Genomic DNA, 23,716 nt, shown 5'->3' on the forward strand with positions numbered 1-23,716 from the left:
GGATAGCTGTTTCCGATGTGAGCAAAATAAGACTTAAATCTTTAAGGAGGGTTTGACGTGTGAATTAGGTTATCACCGCTCTGGTCGTGTTTACCACCGACTTGGAGGAGTTTACCACCGACTCTTAGCACTTTACCACCGACTTGGGCGAGTTTACCACCGACTTGGGCGAGTTTACCACCGACTTGAACGGATTTACCACCGACTCCCCCTCTCATGGCAATTAAAACAATGCACACAGCCCCCGCTGTGTGCATCTCATTCCAATCTATCAACTATAAACAGGCTTATCCTGTAAGCGCAGCTTGAAATCTAATTGGGCTGTGTAGAAATCAGTCTCCAACCCTTTTTCCGCCCCATCATGCTTCTCCAATTTCGTGATTAGCGTTCCGCGCACGCCATTTGCAACATCATTGTCCAAGTATTGATTCCCTTCGAAGAATACCTGGGAGATCAATGGATCACCGTTTTGCGGTCTGAATAGGAAATGGAGATGGGCTGGGCGGAATGGATGGGAGTCGATCCATGTCAGGAATTTGCCTGTCGGGCCGCCAGTTGGTATTGAGTAGTCGCCCGGTACGACCGTCTGGACTTCGAATCTTCCATTCTCATCCGTGAACAGCACCGCACGCAAGTTTTCCGCCGGGATGCCTTCTGCAAACCCAGAGTACTCACCATTCGCATCCGCCTGCCAAATATCCACTTTCGTATTCGCAAGCGGGTTGCCTTCTACATCTGTAACCGTGCCGCTGAAGAAAAACACATCGCCCTTCTCATCTTCGCGCTTCGGCATGACGCCCGGATTTTCAATTTCCTGCGCATTTTCAAGATAGAACGGTCCGAGGATTGTCGGCTCTGTCCCCTCTACATTTTTGTACATTTCCTGGAGGGCGTGCGTTTCAAAGAACACATCCATGAAAAGTGGAATTTCTCCAGCACGTCCAAGTTCATCTGCCCAATTGACGAGCGCTTGGTAATCGTTATGATCCAACTCATGCTCCCGAATTAACTCCTTAAATTTAACGACCATTCCATTGTAAACATCCACCACTTTTTGATTCATCTCTTCATCCTTTCACTTTGTGTTTTATTAGTAATCCCTAGCGTAATGGAAGATCTTCTCCACATCCATCTCCATGCCGTAGCCTGGTCCGCTCGGGACTTTCAACTGAAAATCTTCGTACATAATCGCATTTGCCGTAACCGTATCTGTGAATAATAGCGGGCCGAACAGCTCCGTGCCGTACTTTATTTCGGGGATTGTCGAATAGAGATGCGCGGAAATGGCTGTGCCGAGCGATGATTCGATCATCGTTCCGCCGTACAGCGAAATGCCTGCCGCTTCCGCAATGGCCGCCACCTTTTTCGTCGCGGATAGACCTCCGACGTTCGCGGGCTTGATGGAAAACACATTCCCGGCACGATGCTTCGCCACTTGATATACATCTTCAAGCGAAACAAGCGACTCATCCGCCATAATCGGCACTTTGAACCTTGCCGCCAGACGTGCCATTCCCTCTTTGTTCCAAGCGGGCAGCGGCTGTTCAATCAAATCGATGCCGCCATCCTCTAACGCTTCAATGCAATACATTGCCGTCGTCTCGTCCCATGCTTGATTGACATCGACCCGGACACTCGCCTCGTCACCGACAGCTTCCTTGATCTTCAGCACGTGGGCGACATTCCGTTGTGGATCGCCCATGCCAATTTTCAACTTGAAAATATTATGCCGTTTCGCATGTAAACTTTCCTTCGCCTCTTCAATATCCCGTCGCGTATCCCCGCTCGCGAGCGTCCATGCGACGGGTAAAGACGCGTGGATCTGCCCGCCGAATAACTCATGGACAGGGATTCCCCTCGACTTCGCGGCAAGCTCGACAATCGCCGCTTCCACCGCCGCCTTCGCAAACGTGTTGCCGACGACATGCTGATTGACGGTTTGCGAAATCGCATCGAAATGGGCTGCATTCCGTCCGATGACGAGAGGCCTTATATACTTTTCGATATTCATCTTAATCGCTTCCGGCGTTTCCGCACAATACGAAGCGCCGCCGATCGTCGCAACCTCTCCCCAACCTTCCAGCCCGCCCTCCCCGGTCACCCGGACAATGATGATCGTCTGCATGACAATCGTATGCATCGCAAGCTGATGCGGCCGGATTGTCGGAAGGTCAACAATGAGGACATCGAGCGTTTGAATGTTCATTATTCGAACCCTCCCTCGAGGAAATTAGCTTCCGTACTTTCCCGTACTTGCTCGAGCGTTGCGCCTGGCATGAGCTCTGTCAGGATCAGCTGTTCATTCACGACAGAGAATACGGCCAATTCCGTAATGATCATGTCGACGCTGCGAGTTGACGTGAGCGGAAACGTGCATATCTTCATCAGTTTGCTTTTGCCGTCTCTCGTCAAATGGGAAGTCGTCACGATCACTTTCTTGGCTCCGACAAGCAAGTCCATCGCGCCGCCGACTCCGATAATGTTCTTCCCCGGGATGGCCCAGTTGGCAATGCGTCCGGTTTCATCGACTTGCAGGGCGCCGAGGATCGCAACATCTACATGCCCGCCGCGGATCATCCCGAACGATTCCGCACTGCTGAAAAACGAAGCACCGACCCGTTCGCCGACCGGCAATTTCCCTGCGTTCACTAAGTTCGGATCCTCTTCCTCCACATCAGTTACGCCTAACAAACCGTTTTCCGTATGAAAGTGGATGAGTTCATCTTCAACATACTTCGCGACGAGTGTTGGAATGCCGATGCCCAAGTTCACGACAGAAGGGCCTTTCAGTTCACTGGCAGCACGCCTCGCAATCAGCTCTTGTACATTGTTTTCGATGGATGACACCTTCCTTCGTCAGGATTTTCTTCGCAACGATAAGCCTGTCGACGAATAGATGGGGCGTGACGACTTCTTCCGCAGACAGCTCTCCGGCTGCCACAATTTCATCCACCTCGGCAATGACGAGATCCGCTGCGGTCGCCATGACCGGGTTGAAATTCCGGGCGGTCTTGTAATAGATGAGATTGCCTAGCGTGTCCGCCTTATGCGCGCGGATGATCGCGACATCCGCTTTCAATGCCTGTTCGAAAACATACGGCTCCCCGTTGATTTCGCGTATTCCTTTCCCCTGCGCGAGTTCCGTTCCAACGCCGGTCTTCGTATAGAATCCGCCGATTCCCGCGCCGCCAGCGCGCATCGCTTCCGCCAACGTCCCTTGGGGCAGAAGCTGCAAATCGATTTCTCCGCGCTGAAATGCTTCTCCGACTTCCCGGTTACTTGTAAAGTAGGAGCCGATCGCTTTTCGGATTTTCCGCTGCCGGAGCAGCACACCCAGCCCTTCTCCCGCTTCACCGAGATTATTGCTGATGATCGTCAGTCCATCGACGTCTTTCCCCGATAGACCCTCGATCAATGTGAGCGGCGCACCGACGAGACCGAATCCCCCAACCATGATTGTCATCCCGCTTTTGATTTCAGAAAGGGCATTTTCGACCTTTTCATAGACGATGGCCATGTCAATGACCCCCTTCGTGCAAATAGTCGCTCGCCTCAAACCACGCCGGAATTCCTGCCGTGAGCAAGCAGAGGAGACCGACTTCCGCCAACTCGTCTTCGGTCGCGCCATCCGAACGCGCCCTCTCCATCCACTTCCCCGCTTCCATTCCTCGTAGAGCGGTACTATTGATGCCGACCATCAGCAAAGATTTCATCTTCGCACTGACGACTCCGCTCACCAATAGCAAGTCGTCCTGCAGTTCCTCCGGCGCTTTCAAGATGTTTAATACAAACCATGTATCTTCATCATCTAAGATGGAGAGAAAATAACTTAACACATGCTCGTTGCATACTCCGTAAGGCATCTGTCCCTCAGGCAGTCCTTTTAATGAAAGTGCATACTTCACGGATTGAATGCCAGTTTGCAGCGCTATGAGACCGCCATACCGGTACGCGACAAGCAAGTATTCAATCAGCTCCGGGATTGTGGCGCCCCCGTCGATCGCGCCTTTCGTATGATAGACCATGCTGCGTTCGTAGCTCCTCGCTGCATTGATTCCGACGAGAAGGAGGTCCTTTTCCTTGCCGGTTAAAAGCCCTTCCCCCATGATGGCGCTGCGCAAGGTAGTGTAATGATCAAGCGCATCCGGCCGATAGGCATGCATTTTTTCCACCCAACCAGGAACAGCGCCATACACTTCCTTGAAATAGTCCAATCCGCTACTCATCCAAGATCACCCCATCCAAGAACTTCCGGATTTCATCTAAAATATCTTCTTGTTTCTCGAAGACCATCGTGTAATGATTGCTATCCGAATTGAACGTCGTCAGTTTCGATGTATGTTTTTTCGTTTCTACGTAATCCGCATCCGTGAAAAATGGCGGAAATTGTCCGATTCCACCGTCCGCTTGAATGAGCAAAGTCTTACAAGCTATTTTCCCCATCACTTCAATCGGATTGAAAAAGTCAAAGCTGGCAAAGTCGTCTTCGATATTTTCATTCGCAGACTTGTGCATCCACCCGTTGCCTGTCCCATGGATTTCATACTCCACGATTTCCTGGACAGCGTCGGTCCATTTGATGCCTAGCCGTTTATATAGCTGCCGAAGCTCCTCGATATACGCCCGCTTCGATTCATACGTCTTGCGGAGCCTCCCGAGCGACGGTTTGACAATATCATGCTGGCGACCCGACATCCGTGCGGCGCCGTCAAGCAAGACGAGGCCTTTCACCGACGGCAATTCGCTTGCTACAATTGCGGAAATGAAGGCACCCATTGAATGACCGAGCAATATCGGGTCTTTTATTCCCATAACCGCCATCAATTCTTTTATGTCCTCGGCATGGGAGAAGATGGAGGGGACGTCACCCATCTCCGAACTGTCGCCCCTCCCCCGTAAATCACAGGCGATGACTCGATAGTCGCCCTGCAAGCTTTGCGCGTAATGAAGCATGTTCTTATGTGTCCCGGTAAGACCGTGAAGCGCAATGATCGTCCCCTTTTCGCCCGGGTAATCGACGATTTGCAAGTAACGTCCTTCCAGTTCAACTTTGTATTGTCGTTTTGTCATTCTTTAAAATAGCTCACATCGTCCGGGTTGATCCACGTGTCATTCGTCCAGCCGTTCAAGTCGTAGTCGCCCAAGCATTCTTCGGCGAACTTCTCGAATTGGTCCGCCTGCCCGCTCATATTGGCGACGACCAAGTTTTCGAGCCGGATGTTTTCATGGTTGCCGGAGTAATTGCGCTCGTACAGTTCATGCCTGCCGCCATATTCCGTCCCGATGGCATCCCACAGCAATTTGATGAGCTTGATTTTTTCTTCTGCCCCTACGCCGTATGAACCGCGATATAGTTTATCCAACAGCGGACGCAGTTCAGGATTTTGAAAATCCTTTGAGCTTGACGGCTGCGCAATCAGGCTTCCCGCGACGACATTCTCGATAATTTCCTTCACCCGTGGCCACCCTTCGGACATGAACATCCGGTATGCGAGCCCGTAATTCAAATTCGGCAGCTTTGTCCCATTGCGCCCTTCATCCGGGTTCAGCGCCATCGCGTCGCTTAGCGCCCAGAACATGTTCTTCCAGGCAAGCACCTCGCCGACATTCACTTGGACGCCTCGGAATTGGTCAGAGCCGTTCATTTTGACCGCTTTCAGCAATAAACCCGAAACGAAGTCAAGCTTGACCGCGAGCCTCGTTACGCCGTGGAACGTAAATCTGTGAAGGAAGCCGCTATCCGCGAAAAAGCTGTTCGCTTTCTCCACGTCTTTGTAGATGATGATATTCTCCCAAGGGATGAGCGCGTTGTCGAAAATGAGGACCGAGTCGTTTTCATCGAACCGGCTGCTCAATGGGTAGTCGAACGGACTTCCCATTACAGCGGCATTCATTTCATACGACGCACGGCTCACAAGCTTCACGCCCGGCGTATCCATCGCCGCCACGAAAACGAGCGCGAACTCCTCCTTCGTAATCGGCGCAGCGCCGTAATGGGCGACGAAATTATAATTCGTCAACGCAGATCCCGTCGCGACCATCTTCGCCCCGCTGACGATGACCCCTTGCTCCGTCTCCCCGACAGCCCGGACAAAAATGTCGGCAACCGCGTCAAGCGGCTTATGCCTGTCCACCGGCGGATTGATGATCGCATGGTTGAAGAACCAATTCCGCTCCTGCGCCTCCTTGTACCACCGGCGCGCATTGTCCGCGTACTTCCCGTAGTAATCCGGGTCCGCACCGAGCGTAGCGAGGAATGCCGCCTTGTAATCCGGCGACCTGCCCATCTGCCCGTATGTCAGTCGTGCCCATTGCGCAATTGCATCGCGGGACTCCAATAAGTCCTGCGCACTCTTGTCCACACGGAAATACTTCTGCGTGAAGCCGCCATTCCCCGTATCCGTCTCAACCGTCAGGACTTCCTTCGTCTTCTCGTCATGCAATGCATCATACAGCCGGGCAATCGACCTCGCCGCATTCCGGAAAGCCGGATGCGTCGTCACATCCTTCACCTTCTCGCCATGCAGCCAAATTTCCCGCCCATCCTTCAAGCTTTCTAAATACTCCTTGCCTGTTAAAGGCAATAACGTCTTCTTCTCCTGTTCAACTGGCATAAATTCACTCCTCCTTGTCCCATTACACCTATACGTATGCCTGTCTTATAGGAAAAATGCCGAAGCAGGACAAAATGGCGTAATTTCATGCCGAAATAAAAAACGACCGGCCGCCAGGGAATGCATCCTCTAGAAAGCCAGTCATTTCATCATATCTCCACTTTCGAAAACTTACCGCCATAAAAAGCGAGTGGTGTCCCATCTTCATATGCAAACCGTTTCACTTTCCCGACAACAAGAACATGGTCGCCGCCATCATACTCCGCCCACGGTTCACATTCCAAATAGGCAAGCGAACCTTTAATCCGTGTGCCATCCCATTCAAAAGGTGCTGGATCTTGTGGCCTGCCCGCAAAATGCATCGCCGCATCCTGCTGTTTGTCCCGTAAAATGTTGACGGTGAATTGATTACCCTTCAAGTAAGGCAACGCTTTCGCCCGCTGATCCACCGACACAAGCACTAGCGGCGGATCAAGCGAAACCGAAGTGAAGGAATTCGCCGTCATCCCATGCTTCCCTTGCTCATGCGCACACGTCACAACAGTCACGCCCGTCGCAAACCGCCCGAAGCAGTTGCGCAGCTCCCGTATATCCAACGTTTGTTCATCCATACATTCATCCCCTTTCCAGTAATTGTTATATGATAAATCTGGACAAATGGACAACTCTTGCATTTACTATATGCATGGTATTGGCCGGCATATGCCGATTAAGGGTTATCACCGACTTGGACATGTTTATCACCGACTTGGGCGAATTTATCACCGACTCGGCACTTTATCACCGCTCATGGAGCTGTTATCACCGCTTAGTAGCACTTTATCACCGCTCAAGCATCGATTATCACCATTTACGCATTGTTTATCACCGGCCGACCATTAATTACCACCTAAGTTGATCATGTCAACTGGTTTACCACCGATTCGGACGTGTTTACCACCGTTGCTCTGCACATTACCACCGATTCTCAGCACTTTACCACCGAATCTCGACGCTTTACCACCGATTCCCCCATTTCCCCATAAAAAACGCCGATCCCCCCAACAGGAATCAGCGCTATCCATCAAACTAGTATCATCCAAAGAACCATCGTAACAACAATCGTTGTCACACCTTGCAGCAATGTCGCCATTGTCTGCGCCTTATACGCATCCGTCACTTTCATGCCGCTGAACTCGGTGACGACCCAAAAGAAGCTGTCGTTCACGTGGCTCACCGTCATCGCGCCTGCACCGATTGCCATGACGATGAGGGCGAGTGGGATCGCTCCCTCAATTCCCATCGCCGGCAGCAACGGAGCAACCAACGTTGACGTGATGACCAACGCCGCAGTTGACGAACCTTGCGCCGTTTTCAGCGCTGCTGCAATGAAAAATGGAACGAGAAGGAAGAATGCGCCACCAGCCAATGCATCGAAATTCATCTCACCAATCAATTCAGCGACACCCGAGTTCGAAATGACTCTTCCGAACGCGCCACCCGCTCCTGTAATGAGCAATATCGGCGCTGCTTCTTTCAGCCCCTCCCCGATCCACTTCGTCAACGTCTCTTCATTCCATTTCGGCAGCAGCAGAAACGCGGCAAGGACACCTAATAACAAGGCAACTGAAGGCGCGCCTAAAAATTGAAGGAAGTTGTTGAAACCACCTTCCGCCAAAGTCAATTTTGCCACAGAACCGACGCCGATGAGAACGATTGGCAAAACGATCGGAAGGAACGCTTTGAACGTCGAAGGCATTTCGCCGAACGACTTAACGATTTCATCATAATCAAGACCGTTATCCTCTACATCTTCCAGCACGGAAATCTTCGTTCCGACCCTTACTGCCCATAAATAACCGACAATGACAGCAGGAATGGCGACGATAAGGCCGATCAAAATAATCGTGCCCAAATAATCTTCAGCCTTGATATTACCAGCCGCTGCAATCGGACCCGGCGTCGGCGGCACTAACGTATGCGTTGCATAAAGCCCTGTCGCAAGCGCAACAGCCATCGACGCAATCGCAACTTTCGCCCGCTTCGCCAAAGCTTTTTTCAAGCTGGATAAAATAATGAAACCAGAATCACAGAAAACTGGAATCGATACGATATATCCGATAATGGACATCGCCAATTGAGGACGTTTCTCCCCGATCAGGCGCAACACGACTTCCGCCATCCGGTATGCAGCGCCCGATTTCTCAAGTATGACGCCGATGATCGTACCCGCGACAATGACGAGCCCGATTCCTTTCATCAACCCTCCGAAGCCTTCGTTTACATTATCTACAACGGTCAACAGTGGCATGCCGGATGTGATGCCGACGAAAAACGCTCCCGCTAGCAATGATAAAAACGGATGGACTTTGAACACAGCTGTCAGAACTACGATGAGGACTACACTCAACGCAATCATTGCAAACAACATTCCCTACACCCCTTTTTCTGTAATGAATTCCATCACCTGTTTTGTCTTCTTGCGCAAAAGATTGAAAGCATCCGCAATCGCTTCTTCCACGGACACATCTTCATCCATGATCGCGTGGACTTCCGTAAACAGCGGCGTCAATGCATCCCGACTTTCTGCATCCACAGCCCCCGAAATGAGAATGACAGGCTTCCCTTCCCGATGCGCGGCCTGCGCAATGCCGAGCGGCGTTTTTCCGGAAAACGTCTGCACATCCGTCTTCCCTTCCCCCGTAATGATCAAATCCGCATCTTTCACTTGGCACTCAAAATCAATCGCTTCAAGCACGACATCGATCCCTTGCCGCATCTCACAATCGAAGAACGCCTGGAATGCACCTCCCGCTCCTCCGGCAGCACCTGCACCTTCTTTCGTATGAAGGGCAATGCCTGTTTCTTTTTCAATCGCGTCGGCGAATTTCCGCAAATTCCGGTCAAGAATGTCCACGTCAGCCGGAGCCGCCCCCTTCTGCGGTCCGAACACAGCCGATGCACCGTCGCTGCCGACGAATGGATTTTTCACATCACTCGCGATTAAAAACTCACTTTCCGCAATGCGGGCATCCCAATTTTCCCGATCAATGGAACGGATATGCTCGAGTCCGCCTCCCCCCTTCGGCAGTTCAATCCCTTCTTTATTCAACAAACGCATGCCAAGGGCTTGGAGGATGCCCGCTCCCCCGTCATTTGTTGCGCTCCCTCCGAGGCCGATGATGAATTTTCGAAAACCGCTGTCCAATGCATGTTTGATCAATTCACCGGTGCCGTAGGAAGACGCGGCGAGCGGATTCTTTTCATTTTCCTTCAATCTCATAAGTCCTGAAGCTTCGGCAATTTCGATGGCGCACGTCTCGCCGTCTCCGAGAAAGCCATATGTTGCGCTAATCGGTCTGCCTAGCGGGTCTTCCACAATCACAGACACGTATCTACCATTCGTCGCATCGACCAAGCTTCTCATCGTTCCTTCACCGCCGTCCGCTGCCGGGAGCAGAACCGTCCGGATGTCCGGATCGACATCATGTATACCTGCAGCCATCGCCTCGGCGGCTTCGATAGCTGTCAAACTTCCTTTAAATGAATCAGGTGCCACAATCACCTTCATCAAAGCACCTCCTAGACTACTAAAACGCTTACATTTAATTATATGTTTTGAAAACAAAAATACATTATACTTAATGTATAAGTTTCACGTGAAAATGAAGTGGTTTTTTATACATGGGGGTGAATTTTTGATTACGAAGAAGCTGGCAGAGGAAATCGTGGAACAAACGATGTTCAGGTTGGACAGGAATTTGAATGTGATGGATACGAATGGAGTAATCTTGGCTTCCGGGGAGAAAGAACGCATCGACCGCATCCATGAAGGCGCAGCGCATGTCGCTAAAACGAGACGACCGCTTTGGATAGATGAAGTGAATACAGCGGATTGGCAAGGAGCAAAGCCTGGCGTGAATATGCCCATCTATTATAAGGACCGATTAATCGGCGTCATCGGCATTACCGGCCATCCCGATGAATTGAAAGATATTGCAACGCTCGTTCAATTGACGACCGAGATGATGGTCCATCAGGCACTCATTACATCGGAAGCTGAATGGAAACAGAAGGCTAAGGAGCTCGTTTTTAAAGAGCTGATTGATAGCGGCCCGCTTACACCGATCGTCATCGACCGGCTCGTCTTATTGGAATTCAACATGACCGCACCTTATGTAGCGCTAGTAGTGAAAACAAATAATTTGCCTGAATCTCCTCAGCGATTAATTGAAACGATGGAAGAGCAATTCGAGATAAACACAACTCTAATCGGTCACTCCCAGTTGAATGAATTGTTCATCGTTCTGTCCGTCGTGAAAATGTCTGTGCTTGAGTTGAAGCTGCAGAAAATCCTTTCTTTATTCCAAAAGGATTCCTCCGCTAAAATCGGCGTCGGGTTGCCAGTCAAGAACTTGGAGGGCATCTCCCATTCGTATGAAACAGCAAAGTATGCAATTGAGTACGGGAATTCGAATGAGCAAATCCATTACTTCTATGATGACATTGAGCTGATTGCTCTCTTAAAAAGTAGCCCATTCCAAATGAAAGAACGCTTTGCCAGGCGGATCCTCGCTGGATTGAACGAGCAGCTCATTGAAACGTTGGAAGCTTTTTTCGAACACGACCAAGTGATCGGCGAAACGGCAGCTGCTCTCGCCATCCACCGGCATACATTGACCTATCGCCTACGGAAAGTGAAGGAACTGACGTCATTGGATCCGACCCGCTTCCGGGACGCGGTCCTATTTCACATAGCATTGCTAGTTAGGGATGAGTGAAAAGGGACTTTTGTGGTTATCACCGAATTGGGCGAGTTTATCACCGCTTATCGCATGATTATCACCGCTCATTCCGGATTTATCACCGTTCATAGCATGTTTATCACCGCTCAGACGGACGTTATCACCGTTTGTCTTCAATTACCTATTAAAAAGGAAAAGCAATGCGCCCAATAATCGGTGCATTGCTTCAATCATATTTTAATCGAAATAGCCCGTCATCCATCGAAATGTGAAAATGGCTCCTATAATGACGGCTGACCGACCGAGACTTTTAGTCGAAATCTTTTCTTCCTTCTTTCCCCGTGCAATCATAAGTCCAAAAATCAGCAAAGCAGTTGGGAACAGTGTAATTAAAACAATCGGTTTAAATAAACTAACTAAAAGGGGAGGAACTCCTCCATTTGTGTCAAGAACATATACAGTTGCGATTGTCACGAAAGCGATAGTTGCTAAAATGCCAATTAGCCATTTTGCAGTTGTGTAATTCATTGTAGGCACCTCCCATATTCGCAAATCTATAAAAGATGGATTTGTTTTAAGCGATTCCTTTTCACATTTAACCTTCAAAAAAGAGAAGCAATGCGGCCGATAATCGGTGCATTGCTCCAACCAAAACATCCATCATTATATTACCGTTTCTTTTAATCGAAATATCCAGTCATCCATCGATATGCGGTAAGGGCTAAGATAACGGTGGCAGACCGACCTAGACTTTTACAAGAAATTATTTCTTCTTTCCTTCCACGTGCAATTACATGACCAATGGCTAACAATAGCGCCGGTACCCCCGCAATTAAAATAATCGGCTTATATAAAGCTTCTAATAGGGGATAGGTAACCCCTTTGTGATCAGAATAAAAAACGAATACGGTCGTCGCTATTACAATGGAAGCTAGTATGCCTATCAGCCATTTTGCGGTTGAGTAGTGCATGTTAGTTACCTCCCATTCACTGCGCATGCAAGGCTTCAAATATTTCCTTTCGGGTTTTTTCAATGAGTTCGAGCTTCTCTTTCTTAATGGACTCACCATACTCTCGCATCGTTGCACGTCGTTCATCAATCAAATCAGTCAAGGCAAACTGCGTCTCATTGTCGATTCGATTGTCGTCGCGCAGAACACCTACAGCCATTCTCAAAATGCTGTTTTCCTTTGCTGCAAAATCAAAGAAGTTGGAATGAAGTTTAAGAACTTGATCATTTAACTTAATCGTATGATTGTTAATATTAATTCCATGCACTGCCTTTTTGTTTAATTCCCAAACGACCGCATTCGCTTCTGCTAGCATCGTTTGGAATGTTTTTTGAAAATCGACTTTCGATTTGACGTTGGCGTATTTCCCGTTGCCTTCTTCCGCCACCTTCTTCAATTGCTTCTGGCCTTCACTATCCAAGTTGAAACCGAGGACGTTCACTTCAACGTTCAAGTCGGAAGCCGCCAATTTCTTAGCTTCCTCCACTGGATTTCCGCCGCACGTTTCCACTCCGTCACTAATGACAAAAATCATGTTCTGTGTCTTATCAGAGGCCTTTACACGTAAATCTTCCCCGCCAGCTTGAATGGCAGCGGCAAGCGGCGTCCATCCAGCAGCATCGAATTTACTCAAAGCTTCGTTGAATGAAGCCTCTTCATAATAGTCCGGGCTGTAAAACAGCTCATTGCTTGCGCATGACATCGCTTTATCTGCAGAAGTTCCTGTACCTTCATGCCCATAAACACGGAGGGATACGATCGATTCTTCCGGCAGGCCCGCACCGAACCGCTTTACTGCATCTTTCGCTAGCGTCATCATCTGCTCTCCGCCCACATAAGCTTTCATGCTGCCGCTCGCGTCGATCAAGACTGAAATATTCAATTGCTTCATTTCCTTCTTATCGATCCCATATTCTCCGTAGTCCGTTTCGAAATTAATGAGTGGATCATGGACAACTGAATAGTCCATCGCATACCATTCAACAATTCCGTTAAACATTTCATCAACCGTTAAATCCTCGACGGGGAAATTATCCATCGCTGCAAAGTCTTCTTCTGTCAATTTCGCAGACTTTTGGATGTCCTCCATCTTTTCTCCAGCTCCCGATGCGATGATGTCTGTTGCTTCAGTAGGTGCAGCGGAAAACTCCGGTGCACTCTTTGCCTCCTCGGCTTCAACTTCCGTACGCTCCGGTGTATTCACTTCCTCCGCTGATCCTTCAATATCTTTTATTGATTTTTCGGCATTATTGCAACCAGCCATTAAAAATAAAGAAGCCATTGCAGTTAGTAATAACTTTTTCACAGTAAAATTTGCCCCCAAATTCATCTTATAAGAGTTATAGAATACACTATATGTATATGATTACCATTTAGGATTTCCGTTGTCAAAAGAGGGAATGGAGACTGGGCACAGCAAATAGGATAATAGTCTTCAGGTATAAAGAATTATCCTGTACTAGCTGCGCAATTATCGTTTCAATTACTGCCGCTTCAATGGAAGGCACTATGTATATCTTCCTGAAAAACAGAAAACGGACGTGCCGTAATAGGTATTTATGTTCTTTATTAACCTGTACCAGCGGAGTTCAATCCATTTTCCCAATAAAAAAAACCTCATTGATCGTTACTATCAATGAGGGTAAATTTAGTTTATCAGCTCCATGATCACGAGAAAAACGCCTGTCAGAAAAAGCGCAATATGACCGAGGCAGATTTTCGGATAGCATTTTTCAGCGTTGTTGATCGAGCATGATCTAAAATTTCGAAAGGACAGTTTCAAACCGCTTACCCTTTCAATGCTGCCTGCACAGCCGCCGTGTCAAAGCCTAAAATCCACTTTCCGTTCAATTCGGTTTGCGGAACTCCCATTTGCCCTGTCGTTTCCACGAGCTTCCGACCTGCCGCTTCGTCCTCTTGCACGTTCACTTCACGGTATGGGATACTTTGTTCATCCAAATAATTTTTCATCATTGTGCAGTATGGGCATGTGTTCGTAGTGTACACTGTAGCTGTAGCTGTCATTTTTTTCTCTCCTTTAGTAATTAGATAATACATTCATAATATACCCCGCAAGGTATAATAGCAAACATATAGATTTAGATGGAGGTAAGGTACATATGAAAGTAATTCCGATCGGGATTTGGGGTGGCTATCCGAAAGCAAATGGGGCCACTTCGTCATTTTTAATTGAGCATGACGGGTTTCATTGCCTCGTCGACTGTGGAAGCGGTGTGCTCGCTTCCCTGCAAAACTATGTGCCACTAGAAAAGTTGGATGCCGTTGTGATCAGCCATTATCATGCAGATCACATCGCAGATATCGGCAGCCTGCAATATAGCCGGCTCATCAATTATTATTTAGGCAAACCTTCGCCGGCATTGCCGATTTACGGTCATGATCGGGACGAGGAGAATTTTAGAAAGCTGTCGTATAAAGAGCAGACAGTGGGCGTCGCTATTCAGGAAACGGACATTATCCATATCGGACCTTTTGAAGTAACTTTCTGCGAAACAGTTCACCCCGTCTATTGTTTGGCAATGAAGTTCACTGTGGACGGCCATTCTATCACGTTGACTGCAGATACGGAATGGACTGACAAACTGGTGGATTTTGCACGAGGGACCGATCTTTTGATCAGCGAAGCGAATTTGTACGAAGAGCATCTCGGCAAAGCACCCGGCCATATGGCGGGCAGCGAGGCGGGGAAACTCGCGAAGTTGGCAGGCGCAAACCGGTTAGTGCTCACGCATCTGCCTTTGCACGGAGATCTGACTAAAATTCTGGATGCGGCAAAGGTAATTTTTGAAGGCGATGCTGAATTGGCGGTCGTCGGCAAATCGTATGAAATTTAATTATAGGGTAAGTTCCTCTTCACAGGAGCCGCGGTATTTCTTATCGGAGCGCTCCTGCTTGTAATCTAAATCTGCCAAGTGGATACTTACAGTATGTTACTATTATTTACATACTAATTGGATATGTGAGGTACTCGTTTATATGGATTCGATAACAGGTTTATTCCAGAAAAAAGGAGTTAAACGGTTTATTATTTTTGCTTTAATCATCATTATTCTGTTTAGCGTTAGAAGCATGATGAACTTGATCCTGTTAACCTTTATATTTTCATTTTTAATGAATCGACTGGTTAGTTTTACAACCAAATATGTTCGGTTGAATCATAAATTGATTGTCATATTCCTCTACACGGTGATTGTCGGTTTGCTGACTGTCAGCCTCGTCAAGTATTTGCCGATCATCACACTTGAAATCAGCCAGCTAATAAAGCAGATTACAAATTTCTCCACACAGTCACCTGACAATCCTTTGCTCGGTTTCCTTGAGTCTGTTATTTCCAGCGAACAAATTAAGAGTTATGTAGAAAACGGCTTCTCCTTTTTGCTTAAATCGTTTACTGATATTAGTAAAACAAGTATCCAGGTCCTTCTTGCAATCATTTTGAGCTTGTTTTTCCTTCTTGAAAAACCCCGGCTGATCGAGTTCACGGGTAAGTTTAAAAACAGTAAGATTGCCCCGTTTTATTATGAAATTGAGTTTTTCGGGAAGAAATTTTCACGTACATTCGGAAAAGTGATCGAAGCGCAGTTCATCATTGCCCTCGTTAATACGTTTTTGTCAGTCATTGTCTTGATGATTCTTGGGTTCCCGCAAATTATCGGATTGGCTATCATGATCTTTTTCTTAGGGCTCATTCCTGTCGCGGGTGTCATCATTTCACTGGTTCCTCTGACGATTATCGGTTTTACGATCGGCGGTATCGTTACGGTCGTCTACTTGCTTATCGCCATCATGGTCATTCATGCCATTGAAGCGTATATCTTAAATCCGAAGTTGATGTCATCGAAAACGGATTTGCCGGTATTTTATACATTCATCGTCCTCATCTTTTCCCAGAATTTCTTTGGCGTCTGGGGATTGATCATCGGGATTCCTGTGTTTGTCTTCCTGTTGGATATACTTGATGTGACTGACAAAGAACCGGTACAGCCTACTGGCAATTAACTAAAACAGAGAAGGGTTGAAAATCAAAATGATTTCCAACCCTTTTTCACGGCCTGAGCCGTACACTTGTCCAACCTGTAGTCTCACTCTATGGTTTGTCAAAATCTATTGACAGTAAGATTTTCAACAAACTTCTTCACAATAGCTCACGTTATATTGGAATGTAGCAATACAACCTACTCCACCAGGAACTTGTTCACACCGAAGTGTGAGGCGTCGTACACAAGCAACCGTGAAAGCTGGAGTTTGAATCGCAGTTTGCGGTGGAACCGGATTAGGTAATACTTTTCGTATAACTTGACCATCACAGGTTTCGAATTCCAACACTGCATTACAAGGTATTGCCCCTACCGACGGAAGATTAACTTGACCTTGTCCAGTAATTGTTACACAACGACCTTCTGCCTCAAAGATCAGTAGAGAAGCACCGCAAGCCAGTTCCCCTCCTCCTGATAGAAAAACGGGAACACCAACCACTACCGAACCACATGTACTACATGGCATCATACCCATTCATAATTCACCTCCTATTTATAAACTGATTCTATTTATATGTAAGTGAAGTGAAATCGCTTGTACTAGTAACTAATTTGTTACACGACGAGTGAATTTGACGTTATGCCGTTGACTTTTTTCATCTTCATCTACTCGAAAACAAAAAAAGCCGGCAGCATGGCAGCTACCGGCTCTGTTTTTATGTTTACTAAATTTATTCTGTTACTCCATTGTCCTCTTGTTCAAACGAAAGGATGGCGCCAGTGTAGGCATCGATATCCACTTCATACTCAATTTTGCCGTCTTCCATTTCAATTTCATAGACATTGTCATCCAACTCGACTTCTGTTACGACGCCGCTTGCATGTTGCTTGGCAATCTTAAGCGCCTGCTCTTCTGAGAGCATATCTTTTTTGTCTTTCATTGCTTGTTTTTGGTCAGCAACCTTTTCCGTTTGCGCCTTCGAATCGTTTTCCACTTCTTTTTCAAACTTGATGATCTTCCCCGTGACTGCATCCACTTCGAGATCGTACTCATATTTCCCGTCCTTCAAATCGATGTCGTAATGGTAGCGGCCGTCATCTTCATCCAACTCGACTTCTGTTACGTTGGCGCCTTTAACTTTATCAGTAGCGACCTTTTTAGCATCCTGCAATGAAATCATCTTGTCTGTCTGCTTCGCAACGCCAGGAATCGAATCCTCCGCTAACGCAACGCCCCCGATAGCCAACACTCCTGCCACCGCTGGGATCACCATCCATTTTTTCATGTTCTTCATAGTTGTATTCCTCCTTTTTTCTTCTATCTTCATACTACAACGTGAAGATGAGAGGACATTGAGAGGAATATTAGAATTTGATGAGAGATTTAATCATCCCAAGTGACCGTCAGCACTTTGCCGGAAATCGCATGAATCTGATACGTAACTTCATCCATATCATCAGTAGTTTCGATATCAAGTTGCACTAAATAATAGCCGCCCTCCGCGGAATTTACAAAATCCACGTCATCGACTTCACCGATCATCCCAGCCGGCAATTGGGCTAAAGCAATCTCTTCCGCCTTCTTCTCGGAGATAAGGACAGTCTTCTGCGTGTTGTCCCTAGGCATGGATGTATTAGGTGCTTTATTTGCATCCGGCACATCACCATCCGCTTTTGCCGTATCCCTCGTCTGAATAAGCGAAAGGATCTTGCTAGTGCTTGCATCGACTTCGACGGCGTATTCCATCCCTGCTCTTATAACGATCGCTTTATAGACAGATCCATCCAATAGAAGATCTTTCACTTCACCATCGTAGATCATCGCCAATTGGGAACGGATTTCCTGTTCCGGCAAAGCTTCAGCCTTCGTCAGCTTTCCTGACGTATATAGCTGTCCAGCTACGACTATGATGATTGTCAACACGATCGGGATGAACCAAGGTTTATTCCATATGTTCATGTGAAAATCCTCCTTTCACTCATCCTACCGTCCCAACATTAAAATCTCCTGAGAACTTTTCTGTTTTTTGGAATCAAAACCCGGATGACAGTTCCCATGTCCACGACACTTTCAATTGTCAAGGTCGCGCCAAGTCCGTCGGCAATCTCCTTTGCAATGGAGAGTCCCAACCCGGTTCCGCCTGTCTTACGGCTTCGGTCCGACTCCACCCGGTAAAAACGATCGAAAATATGCGGCAAGTCCGATTGAGGAATCCCTTTACCATAATCCTTCACAGTAATAGCCACTTCTTCCTGCAGGACTTCAATGGAAGTGAAGATTTCCCTATCGCTATATTTACGTGCATTGTCGAGGAGAATGAACAATAGCTGCTTCACAAATTCCCCATCCGTTTCGACGATTGCAGGCCCATCCGCTTCGATGATGATTTCCCTGCCGTATGCTTGCCTCAACGGCTTCACAGCAACTTCCAGCAAAGGTTTTAAATCGACCTGCGCGAATTCGAACCTTTGGGACCCGCTGCTCTTCGCCAAGTCGAGCAGTTGCTCAATCATCTCTTTCATCCTGCCCGTTTCAGAAATAATGGCATTCAACGACTCCTCGACGACTTCCCGGTTTTCAAAACCACGCCTTGCCAATAACCGGGAGTAGCTCTCAATGACAGTCAACGGCGTTTTTAATTCATGGGAAGCGTTCGAGACAAACTGTTCCTGCTTCATGAAGTTCTGTTCCAATTGCTCCATCATCTCGTTGAATGTCCTTTCCATTTGCGCAAGCTCGTCATTTCCATTCACGACGCCCGCCAGTTTTTCATACGTACCGGATTGCCGGCTTCTGTTCATCGCCTTTATAAGATTCTCGATGGGTTGAGTGACAATCCTGCCAAGCGTCATGCTGGAGAGGGTGATCGGAATCATCGCAAAAATTGTAACGCCTATGAGAACATACTTCAGTGCCTTCATATTTTCCTCAACATTCGTAAGCAATTGGGTCATCTTCATTGTGACGACTTCACCTGTCGGCCAAATGATCGGCATTGAGATGGTTAACGCTTCCGTCCCCTCGAATCGGTCGATTGTAAATGAATTGCTTGGCTTCACATGGCCCTCGACTTGCCCGAGCCCGACCAAGGATTGGACATTGATAAGCGTTTTATTGTTGCTGTCGACGATGGAAATAGCGCCATTTGCCGGGATGAATGCGCGGAGCACGATGCCTGCATCTAATTCGGTCTCCAACTGGCTCAACACCGCGGTCAATTCCTTTGCCCGACCGTGCAGCTGATCATACTCGGTATTATGCGACATCCTTTCGAAGAAGAAATAAATAAGGATATTTGCGAGCACAAGAAGAATGAACATTAACAGAGTCGAAAATAGATGAATCTTCTTTTTAAGCTTCATGGACCGGTTCCTTCAATGCATATCCGACGCCCCGAACCGTTTGGATGAGGGACGGTTTACCCCGTTGATCGATTTTCTTTCGGACATACCGGATATAGACGTCAACTACGTTCGTGTCCCCGTAATAATCAAATCCCCAAACCGCATCGAGCAGCTGTTCACGTGAAAGCACCTGATTCGGATGTCTAATCAGATGAAATAATAAATCATATTCCCTTGGTGTCAAATCAATAGATTCGCCATTCCGCTTCACTTCACGGGACTGTTCATGAATTGATAATCCGGCGAACTCATGAAGAAATTCATCTTTCCCGGCGACCTTCTTTTTGGAAGTGCGTATCGCCGACCGGATGCGGGCAAGCAATTCATCAATTTCGAACGGTTTCGTGACATAATCATTTGCTCCCAAGTCGAGACCCGTCACCTTATCTTCAACATCGCTTTTTGCTGTCAATAAAATAACGGGCGTGCCATCTTCCGCTGCCCGAATCCTCCGCAGCACGTCCAACCCATTCATGCCAGGCAGCATGAGATCCAGCAGCACGAGATCCCACTTCTGTTCCCTGAACTTGATGAGGCCATCCGTCCCCGAATGCGCGACGCCGACCGAATATCCTTCAAACTCAAGCTCTAATTGAAGAACACGCGCGATTGCTTCTTCATCTTCAATAATCAATACTTGCTCACTCAAGTTCTTCACCGCCGTTTTTTCTTTAGTGTAGCAGAAGACTGTTTTAGACAATAAAAAAACGACCCATGGAAGAGTCGTAAACGTTCTTATAAAAATACGATGGCCGCTAAGACGATGGCTAGGAAAATTCTATAGATCGCAAACGGCACGAGTTTGATTTTCGAAACGAGCTTCAGGAAAAAGCGGATTGAGATGAGCGCGAAGACAAATGCGCTTATAAAGCCGACGATATAAAATGAGAGGTAATCCATCGACATCTCTTCCCAGTTTTTCAAGACTGACACGAGGCTAGCACCCGCCATGATCGGCACTGCCATGATAAACGTGAAGTCCGCTGCGGTCCTGTGGTTCATTCCAAACAAAACCCCGCCCGAAATCGTTGCACCCGAACGTGAGAATCCTGGCCACAATGAAAGACATTGAACAAGTCCGACAGTGAATGCCTGACGATATGTAATCTGGTCCAATGTTTGGACTTTCGGTCGTTTTGGTCCGAATTTGTCTGCAGCAATCATAAGGAGCGCTCCTGCAATGAGTGCGACAATAACCGTTTCTGTTCTGAATAAGTAATCATCTATCAAGTCTTTAAATGCAAATCCTAGAATGACTGCGGGAAGCATGCCGACGACGACATGCATCAGATTGAAACGGCTTGTCATCTTCTTTCCATCAATCTTATACAGACCGACCAAGCTGAGCAACCTTTTCCAAAATACGACAACAACCGCTAAAATTGATCCAAGCTGGATGACAATTTTAAATGTGTTAGCCGGATATTTTCCAAGAAACTCCTCCGTTTTCAACCACATATCATCCACAATAATTAGATGGCCTGTCGAGGAGACCGGTGCAAATTCCGTCATCCCTTCCACAAAACCGAGGATCAACGCCTTTACTAATTCAAAGAAATCCATACACTAAGCCCTCTTTCTACGGAACCGGATGTAGCCAATACAAACCGCAATTCCGCCAATTGCTAATATCACATATACAATGTTTGAATAGAAGTCCATATAATGGACAATCGATTCCCAGTTTTCACCGACCTTAAACCCTATTGTAACAAGAATGGTGTTCCAAATGAAGCTCCCGAGAGTTGTCAATAATAGAAACAGCGAAAAATTCATATGCGACATTCCGGCAGGCACCGAAATCAGACTCCGGACGAGCGGGACGAGACGGCAAAAGAAAACCGTCCATGGACCGTATTTATCGAACCATGCATCAGCTCTCCTAAGATCTTTCTTCGATAGGCGCAGCCAGCGTCCCCGCCGCTCCACAAATTTTTCCAACCGCTCTACATCGATCAGCAGGCCGATGCTGTATAGAACCATCGCGCCCACGACCGAGCCAATTGTAGCAGCGATAATGACGCCCGTCTTTGTCATCGTTGTAAAACCCGTTGCAAATCCACTGAAGGTCAAAATGATCTCAGACGGAATCGGAGGGAATATATTTTCTATAAACAATAGAAAGAACACACCAAAATAGCCGTTCTCCCCTATGAACTCCGTTATCCAATTTTCCATGGCACTCTCCCCGGTTATAAAAATTCGTACATAATTCCATTTCATCTGACGCTGACATCCACTTACAGGTTCCAACCTGCCCTGATGGATTGTACGTATGGCAAAGGAAGAGTATGAATGTGAATGTAGTGGATAAGTACGTCAAATTTGACTTATACACCGATAACTGTGGGTAAGATTGTTTATATGTTTATAATTTCTGAAAAGCAAGCGATTTTAATTGAATATTATCCACATATAAACAAGAAAACACCCGAATGCCGGTCTTATCCCCAGCTCCGGGTGCTTTTTCCACGTATATGCATAGCATGGAATATTATTCGTTAGAAACCAATCGTCCTTCTCGCCGATCGGTCATGTCGAATTGTGAACCTCACTTTTTCCTCGACATTCACTGCAACATGGACAGGCAGCACAATTTTATCGCGCTTCTTTTGCCATTCATGCGTCGATTCATCAACAGTCCATAAGTGGCCGGGTACCGGTTGGCGAATGACTGCTTCGACGGGAGTGCCTTTCGTATTGCAAATGCTGTATTCGTATTCGGTGTACTCGTATCCGCCTTCTTTGTATTTGCCCGTTTTTTTCGCTTTCACTTCGATGTCGCAAGCTTCTCCCGATTTCAAACGGACTTTTTCATTCACTTCCGTATGCTTAATTGCATAGTCACCTATGAATTCCGCACTGCCATCATCCGGGTTGGTCCTGTACATTTTAAAAACGCCTGCCGGCAACGGAATGCCGAGGCCGTTCTCCTCCGTATTATCGAATTCGATGAAGATATCAGGATTCGAAGTCTGTTCATTGATTTCATAAATAATACGCGCTCGTGAATTAGCGGATGACAGAAGGCGCAGCTGTTTCTGTTGACGGTCTTCCAAGTCGATTGCCTTCGGAAAGGTGTACGTATGGAAATCGGAAAATGCTTCTGTCTTCTTCTGTTCTCGCCTCGACAGCTCTGCACTCTTCTCTTCGTTTTCATTGCCCGCTTTGTTAAGCGTCCCGGAAATAAGGCGGAGTTTCGCATCATTGAAGGAGACGCCGGAATAATTCTTCATCGACAGCCAGCCCGACATGTCAAAACGATCACCATGCATGGATATGACATAATCCGCTTCCCATGTAACGCCACCCGTCAAATACGATACACAGACTTCACTGCTTCGCTGCTCGGCTACTTTCCAGACGAGTGTCGGCTCCACATGATTCCCGCCTTCAATTTCCGGGAATCGCAGCTCGCCTTTCGGATTGATAATCATTTCTTTCGTTTCAACGTCCTGCAAAACAATCGGCCCATTCCCACGCAACAGCGTGTACGCCCGATCTTGTTTGGTGTACGGGTCTTTGATAATTAATTGACGGCCCAAATATCTTTCAAAAATCCTCAATTCATCCATCAGGTCATACTCATAAATAAGCTCCGACACATCCACACCTTCAACGATGATGGAATCGGGCTTCAGCTTCCTTGCCACCCCGACAAAATGGACCTCGTCATTTTCCGCAAACTGCGGAATTGTACGTGTATCTTTCACAAGCGCAAAACCATCATTGTAAACGGTAAGGGAACAAGCTGTCGTCTCGGATTTCGGAATTCTGTTCAGCATACTAAAACCTCCTATGTGATTGAACATTCCTCTGGGCGTTCCATAATTATGCTCCCTATACGCTATTCCCTTTTCCGGCGGAATTAATGCGGCGTGGCGCGAATAAAGTTTATCACCGAGTCTGGGGGCGTTATCACCCACCCTCGGGAGTTTACCACCGACTTGAAGGTGTTTACCACC

Annotated in this window: 27 protein-coding genes; 3 read left to right on the forward strand and 24 right to left on the reverse strand. The window is 47.4% G+C overall.

The annotated features are described in order from the left end of the window. Window positions 1–41: 41 nt before the first annotated feature. The 12 genes from M3193_RS09450 to M3193_RS09505 all read right to left on the reverse strand — a co-directional run bounded on the left by M3193_RS09450 (window position 42) and on the right by M3193_RS09505 (window position 10,164). On the reverse strand, window positions 42–275 hold the full coding sequence (locus M3193_RS09450) for a hypothetical protein (protein WP_251626792.1): 234 nt from the start codon (window positions 273–275) through the stop codon (window positions 42–44). Continuing rightward, the gene (locus tag M3193_RS09455; RefSeq protein ID WP_251626794.1) at window positions 272–1,063 is read right to left on the reverse strand and encodes a dioxygenase; all 792 of its coding nucleotides are present in this window, start codon (window positions 1,061–1,063) and stop codon (window positions 272–274) included. The genes M3193_RS09450 and M3193_RS09455 overlap by 4 nt, the downstream gene beginning before the upstream one ends. 27 nt (window positions 1,064–1,090) lie before the next feature. Further along, window positions 1,091–2,206 (reverse strand): muconate cycloisomerase family protein, encoded by a 1,116-nt coding sequence (locus M3193_RS09460; RefSeq protein ID WP_251626795.1) that lies wholly within the window; start codon window positions 2,204–2,206, stop codon window positions 1,091–1,093. After that, complete coding sequence (locus tag M3193_RS09465; RefSeq protein WP_251627264.1) at window positions 2,206–2,838, reverse strand: 3-oxoacid CoA-transferase subunit B; 633 nt, start codon at window positions 2,836–2,838, stop codon at window positions 2,206–2,208. Before M3193_RS09465 ends, M3193_RS09460 begins: the two co-directional genes overlap by 1 nt. Further along, window positions 2,792–3,517: a CoA transferase subunit A gene (locus tag M3193_RS09470; RefSeq protein WP_251626796.1), complete on the reverse strand. Its 726-nt coding sequence runs from the start codon at window positions 3,515–3,517 to the stop codon at window positions 2,792–2,794. Before M3193_RS09470 ends, M3193_RS09465 begins: the two co-directional genes overlap by 47 nt. A gap of 1 nt (window position 3,518) precedes the next feature. Beyond that, window positions 3,519–4,226, reverse strand: a complete 708-nt coding sequence (locus M3193_RS09475) for a carboxymuconolactone decarboxylase family protein (RefSeq protein WP_251626797.1) — start codon at window positions 4,224–4,226, stop codon at window positions 3,519–3,521. Then, entirely contained in the window at window positions 4,219–5,070 is an 852-nt protein-coding gene (locus M3193_RS09480) for an alpha/beta fold hydrolase (protein ID WP_251626798.1), read from the reverse strand. The genes M3193_RS09475 and M3193_RS09480 overlap by 8 nt, the downstream gene beginning before the upstream one ends. Then, the gene (locus M3193_RS09485) at window positions 5,067–6,614 is read right to left on the reverse strand and encodes a 4-hydroxyphenylacetate 3-hydroxylase family protein (RefSeq protein ID WP_251626799.1); all 1,548 of its coding nucleotides are present in this window, start codon (window positions 6,612–6,614) and stop codon (window positions 5,067–5,069) included. Before M3193_RS09485 ends, M3193_RS09480 begins: the two co-directional genes overlap by 4 nt. 149 nt (window positions 6,615–6,763) lie before the next feature. Then, window positions 6,764–7,225: a flavin reductase family protein gene (locus tag M3193_RS09490; protein WP_251626801.1), complete on the reverse strand. Its 462-nt coding sequence runs from the start codon at window positions 7,223–7,225 to the stop codon at window positions 6,764–6,766. A gap of 267 nt (window positions 7,226–7,492) precedes the next feature. Next, window positions 7,493–7,681: a hypothetical protein gene (locus tag M3193_RS09495; RefSeq protein ID WP_251626803.1), complete on the reverse strand. Its 189-nt coding sequence runs from the start codon at window positions 7,679–7,681 to the stop codon at window positions 7,493–7,495. Further along, window positions 7,678–9,024 (reverse strand): GntP family permease, encoded by a 1,347-nt coding sequence (locus M3193_RS09500; RefSeq protein ID WP_251626805.1) that lies wholly within the window; start codon window positions 9,022–9,024, stop codon window positions 7,678–7,680. Before M3193_RS09500 ends, M3193_RS09495 begins: the two co-directional genes overlap by 4 nt. Window positions 9,025–9,027: 3 nt before the next feature. Further along, complete coding sequence (locus tag M3193_RS09505) at window positions 9,028–10,164, reverse strand: glycerate kinase (protein WP_251626807.1); 1,137 nt, start codon at window positions 10,162–10,164, stop codon at window positions 9,028–9,030. Window positions 10,165–10,291: 127 nt separating this feature from the next. Between M3193_RS09505 and M3193_RS09510 the strand changes: the two genes are divergently transcribed. Continuing rightward, the gene (locus tag M3193_RS09510; RefSeq protein WP_251626810.1) at window positions 10,292–11,374 is read left to right on the forward strand and encodes a CdaR family transcriptional regulator; all 1,083 of its coding nucleotides are present in this window, start codon (window positions 10,292–10,294) and stop codon (window positions 11,372–11,374) included. A gap of 201 nt (window positions 11,375–11,575) precedes the next feature. Here the strand turns inward: M3193_RS09510 and M3193_RS09515 are convergent, their stop codons facing one another. From M3193_RS09515 to M3193_RS09530, 4 genes are all read right to left on the reverse strand, one after another. After that, window positions 11,576–11,866: a hypothetical protein gene (locus M3193_RS09515; protein WP_251626812.1), complete on the reverse strand. Its 291-nt coding sequence runs from the start codon at window positions 11,864–11,866 to the stop codon at window positions 11,576–11,578. Window positions 11,867–12,018: 152 nt separating this feature from the next. Then, window positions 12,019–12,309 carry a hypothetical protein gene (locus M3193_RS09520; RefSeq protein ID WP_251626814.1) on the reverse strand — a complete coding sequence of 97 codons (291 nt, stop codon included), beginning with the start codon at window positions 12,307–12,309 and terminating at the stop codon, window positions 12,019–12,021. 16 nt (window positions 12,310–12,325) lie between these two features. Further along, complete coding sequence (locus M3193_RS09525; protein ID WP_251626816.1) at window positions 12,326–13,654, reverse strand: vWA domain-containing protein; 1,329 nt, start codon at window positions 13,652–13,654, stop codon at window positions 12,326–12,328. Between the two features lie 482 nt (window positions 13,655–14,136). After that, window positions 14,137–14,373 (reverse strand): glutaredoxin family protein, encoded by a 237-nt coding sequence (locus M3193_RS09530; protein WP_251626817.1) that lies wholly within the window; start codon window positions 14,371–14,373, stop codon window positions 14,137–14,139. A 95-nt stretch (window positions 14,374–14,468) separates the two neighbouring features. Here M3193_RS09530 and M3193_RS09535 point away from each other — a divergent pair, with 95 nt between their 5' ends. Together M3193_RS09535 and M3193_RS09540 are read left to right on the forward strand one after the other, a co-directional pair. Then, window positions 14,469–15,203, forward strand: coding sequence for an MBL fold metallo-hydrolase (locus M3193_RS09535; protein WP_251626818.1), 735 nt, complete (start codon window positions 14,469–14,471; stop codon window positions 15,201–15,203). A gap of 142 nt (window positions 15,204–15,345) precedes the next feature. Further along, window positions 15,346–16,368 (forward strand): AI-2E family transporter, encoded by a 1,023-nt coding sequence (locus M3193_RS09540; protein WP_251626819.1) that lies wholly within the window; start codon window positions 15,346–15,348, stop codon window positions 16,366–16,368. A gap of 123 nt (window positions 16,369–16,491) precedes the next feature. On the opposite strand, the gene M3193_RS09545 is transcribed toward M3193_RS09540, so the two are convergent. The 8 genes from M3193_RS09545 to M3193_RS09580 all read right to left on the reverse strand — a co-directional run bounded on the left by M3193_RS09545 (window position 16,492) and on the right by M3193_RS09580 (window position 23,536). Then, the gene (locus tag M3193_RS09545) at window positions 16,492–16,881 is read right to left on the reverse strand and encodes a hypothetical protein (protein ID WP_251626820.1); all 390 of its coding nucleotides are present in this window, start codon (window positions 16,879–16,881) and stop codon (window positions 16,492–16,494) included. A gap of 196 nt (window positions 16,882–17,077) precedes the next feature. Beyond that, on the reverse strand, window positions 17,078–17,641 hold the full coding sequence (locus M3193_RS09550) for a PepSY domain-containing protein (protein WP_251626821.1): 564 nt from the start codon (window positions 17,639–17,641) through the stop codon (window positions 17,078–17,080). 89 nt (window positions 17,642–17,730) lie between these two features. Next, window positions 17,731–18,306, reverse strand: a complete 576-nt coding sequence (locus M3193_RS09555) for a PepSY domain-containing protein (protein ID WP_251626822.1) — start codon at window positions 18,304–18,306, stop codon at window positions 17,731–17,733. Window positions 18,307–18,344: 38 nt separating this feature from the next. Further along, a complete protein-coding gene (locus M3193_RS09560; protein ID WP_251626824.1) occupies window positions 18,345–19,709 on the reverse strand; it encodes a sensor histidine kinase in 1,365 nt (454 codons plus the stop codon). Continuing rightward, window positions 19,699–20,400 carry a response regulator transcription factor gene (locus tag M3193_RS09565; protein ID WP_251627265.1) on the reverse strand — a complete coding sequence of 234 codons (702 nt, stop codon included), beginning with the start codon at window positions 20,398–20,400 and terminating at the stop codon, window positions 19,699–19,701. The genes M3193_RS09560 and M3193_RS09565 overlap by 11 nt, the downstream gene beginning before the upstream one ends. Before the next feature lie 86 nt (window positions 20,401–20,486). Beyond that, a complete protein-coding gene (locus M3193_RS09570; RefSeq protein ID WP_251626826.1) occupies window positions 20,487–21,314 on the reverse strand; it encodes an undecaprenyl-diphosphate phosphatase in 828 nt (275 codons plus the stop codon). A gap of 3 nt (window positions 21,315–21,317) precedes the next feature. Next, entirely contained in the window at window positions 21,318–21,929 is a 612-nt protein-coding gene (locus M3193_RS09575; RefSeq protein ID WP_251626828.1) for a DedA family protein, read from the reverse strand. Window positions 21,930–22,252: 323 nt separating this feature from the next. After that, the gene (locus tag M3193_RS09580; protein WP_251626830.1) at window positions 22,253–23,536 is read right to left on the reverse strand and encodes a DUF4139 domain-containing protein; all 1,284 of its coding nucleotides are present in this window, start codon (window positions 23,534–23,536) and stop codon (window positions 22,253–22,255) included. Window positions 23,537–23,716 lie beyond the last annotated feature (180 nt).

This window comes from Sporosarcina luteola, assembly GCF_023715585.1.
Taxonomy (GTDB): domain Bacteria; phylum Bacillota; class Bacilli; order Bacillales_A; family Planococcaceae; genus Sporosarcina; species Sporosarcina luteola_D.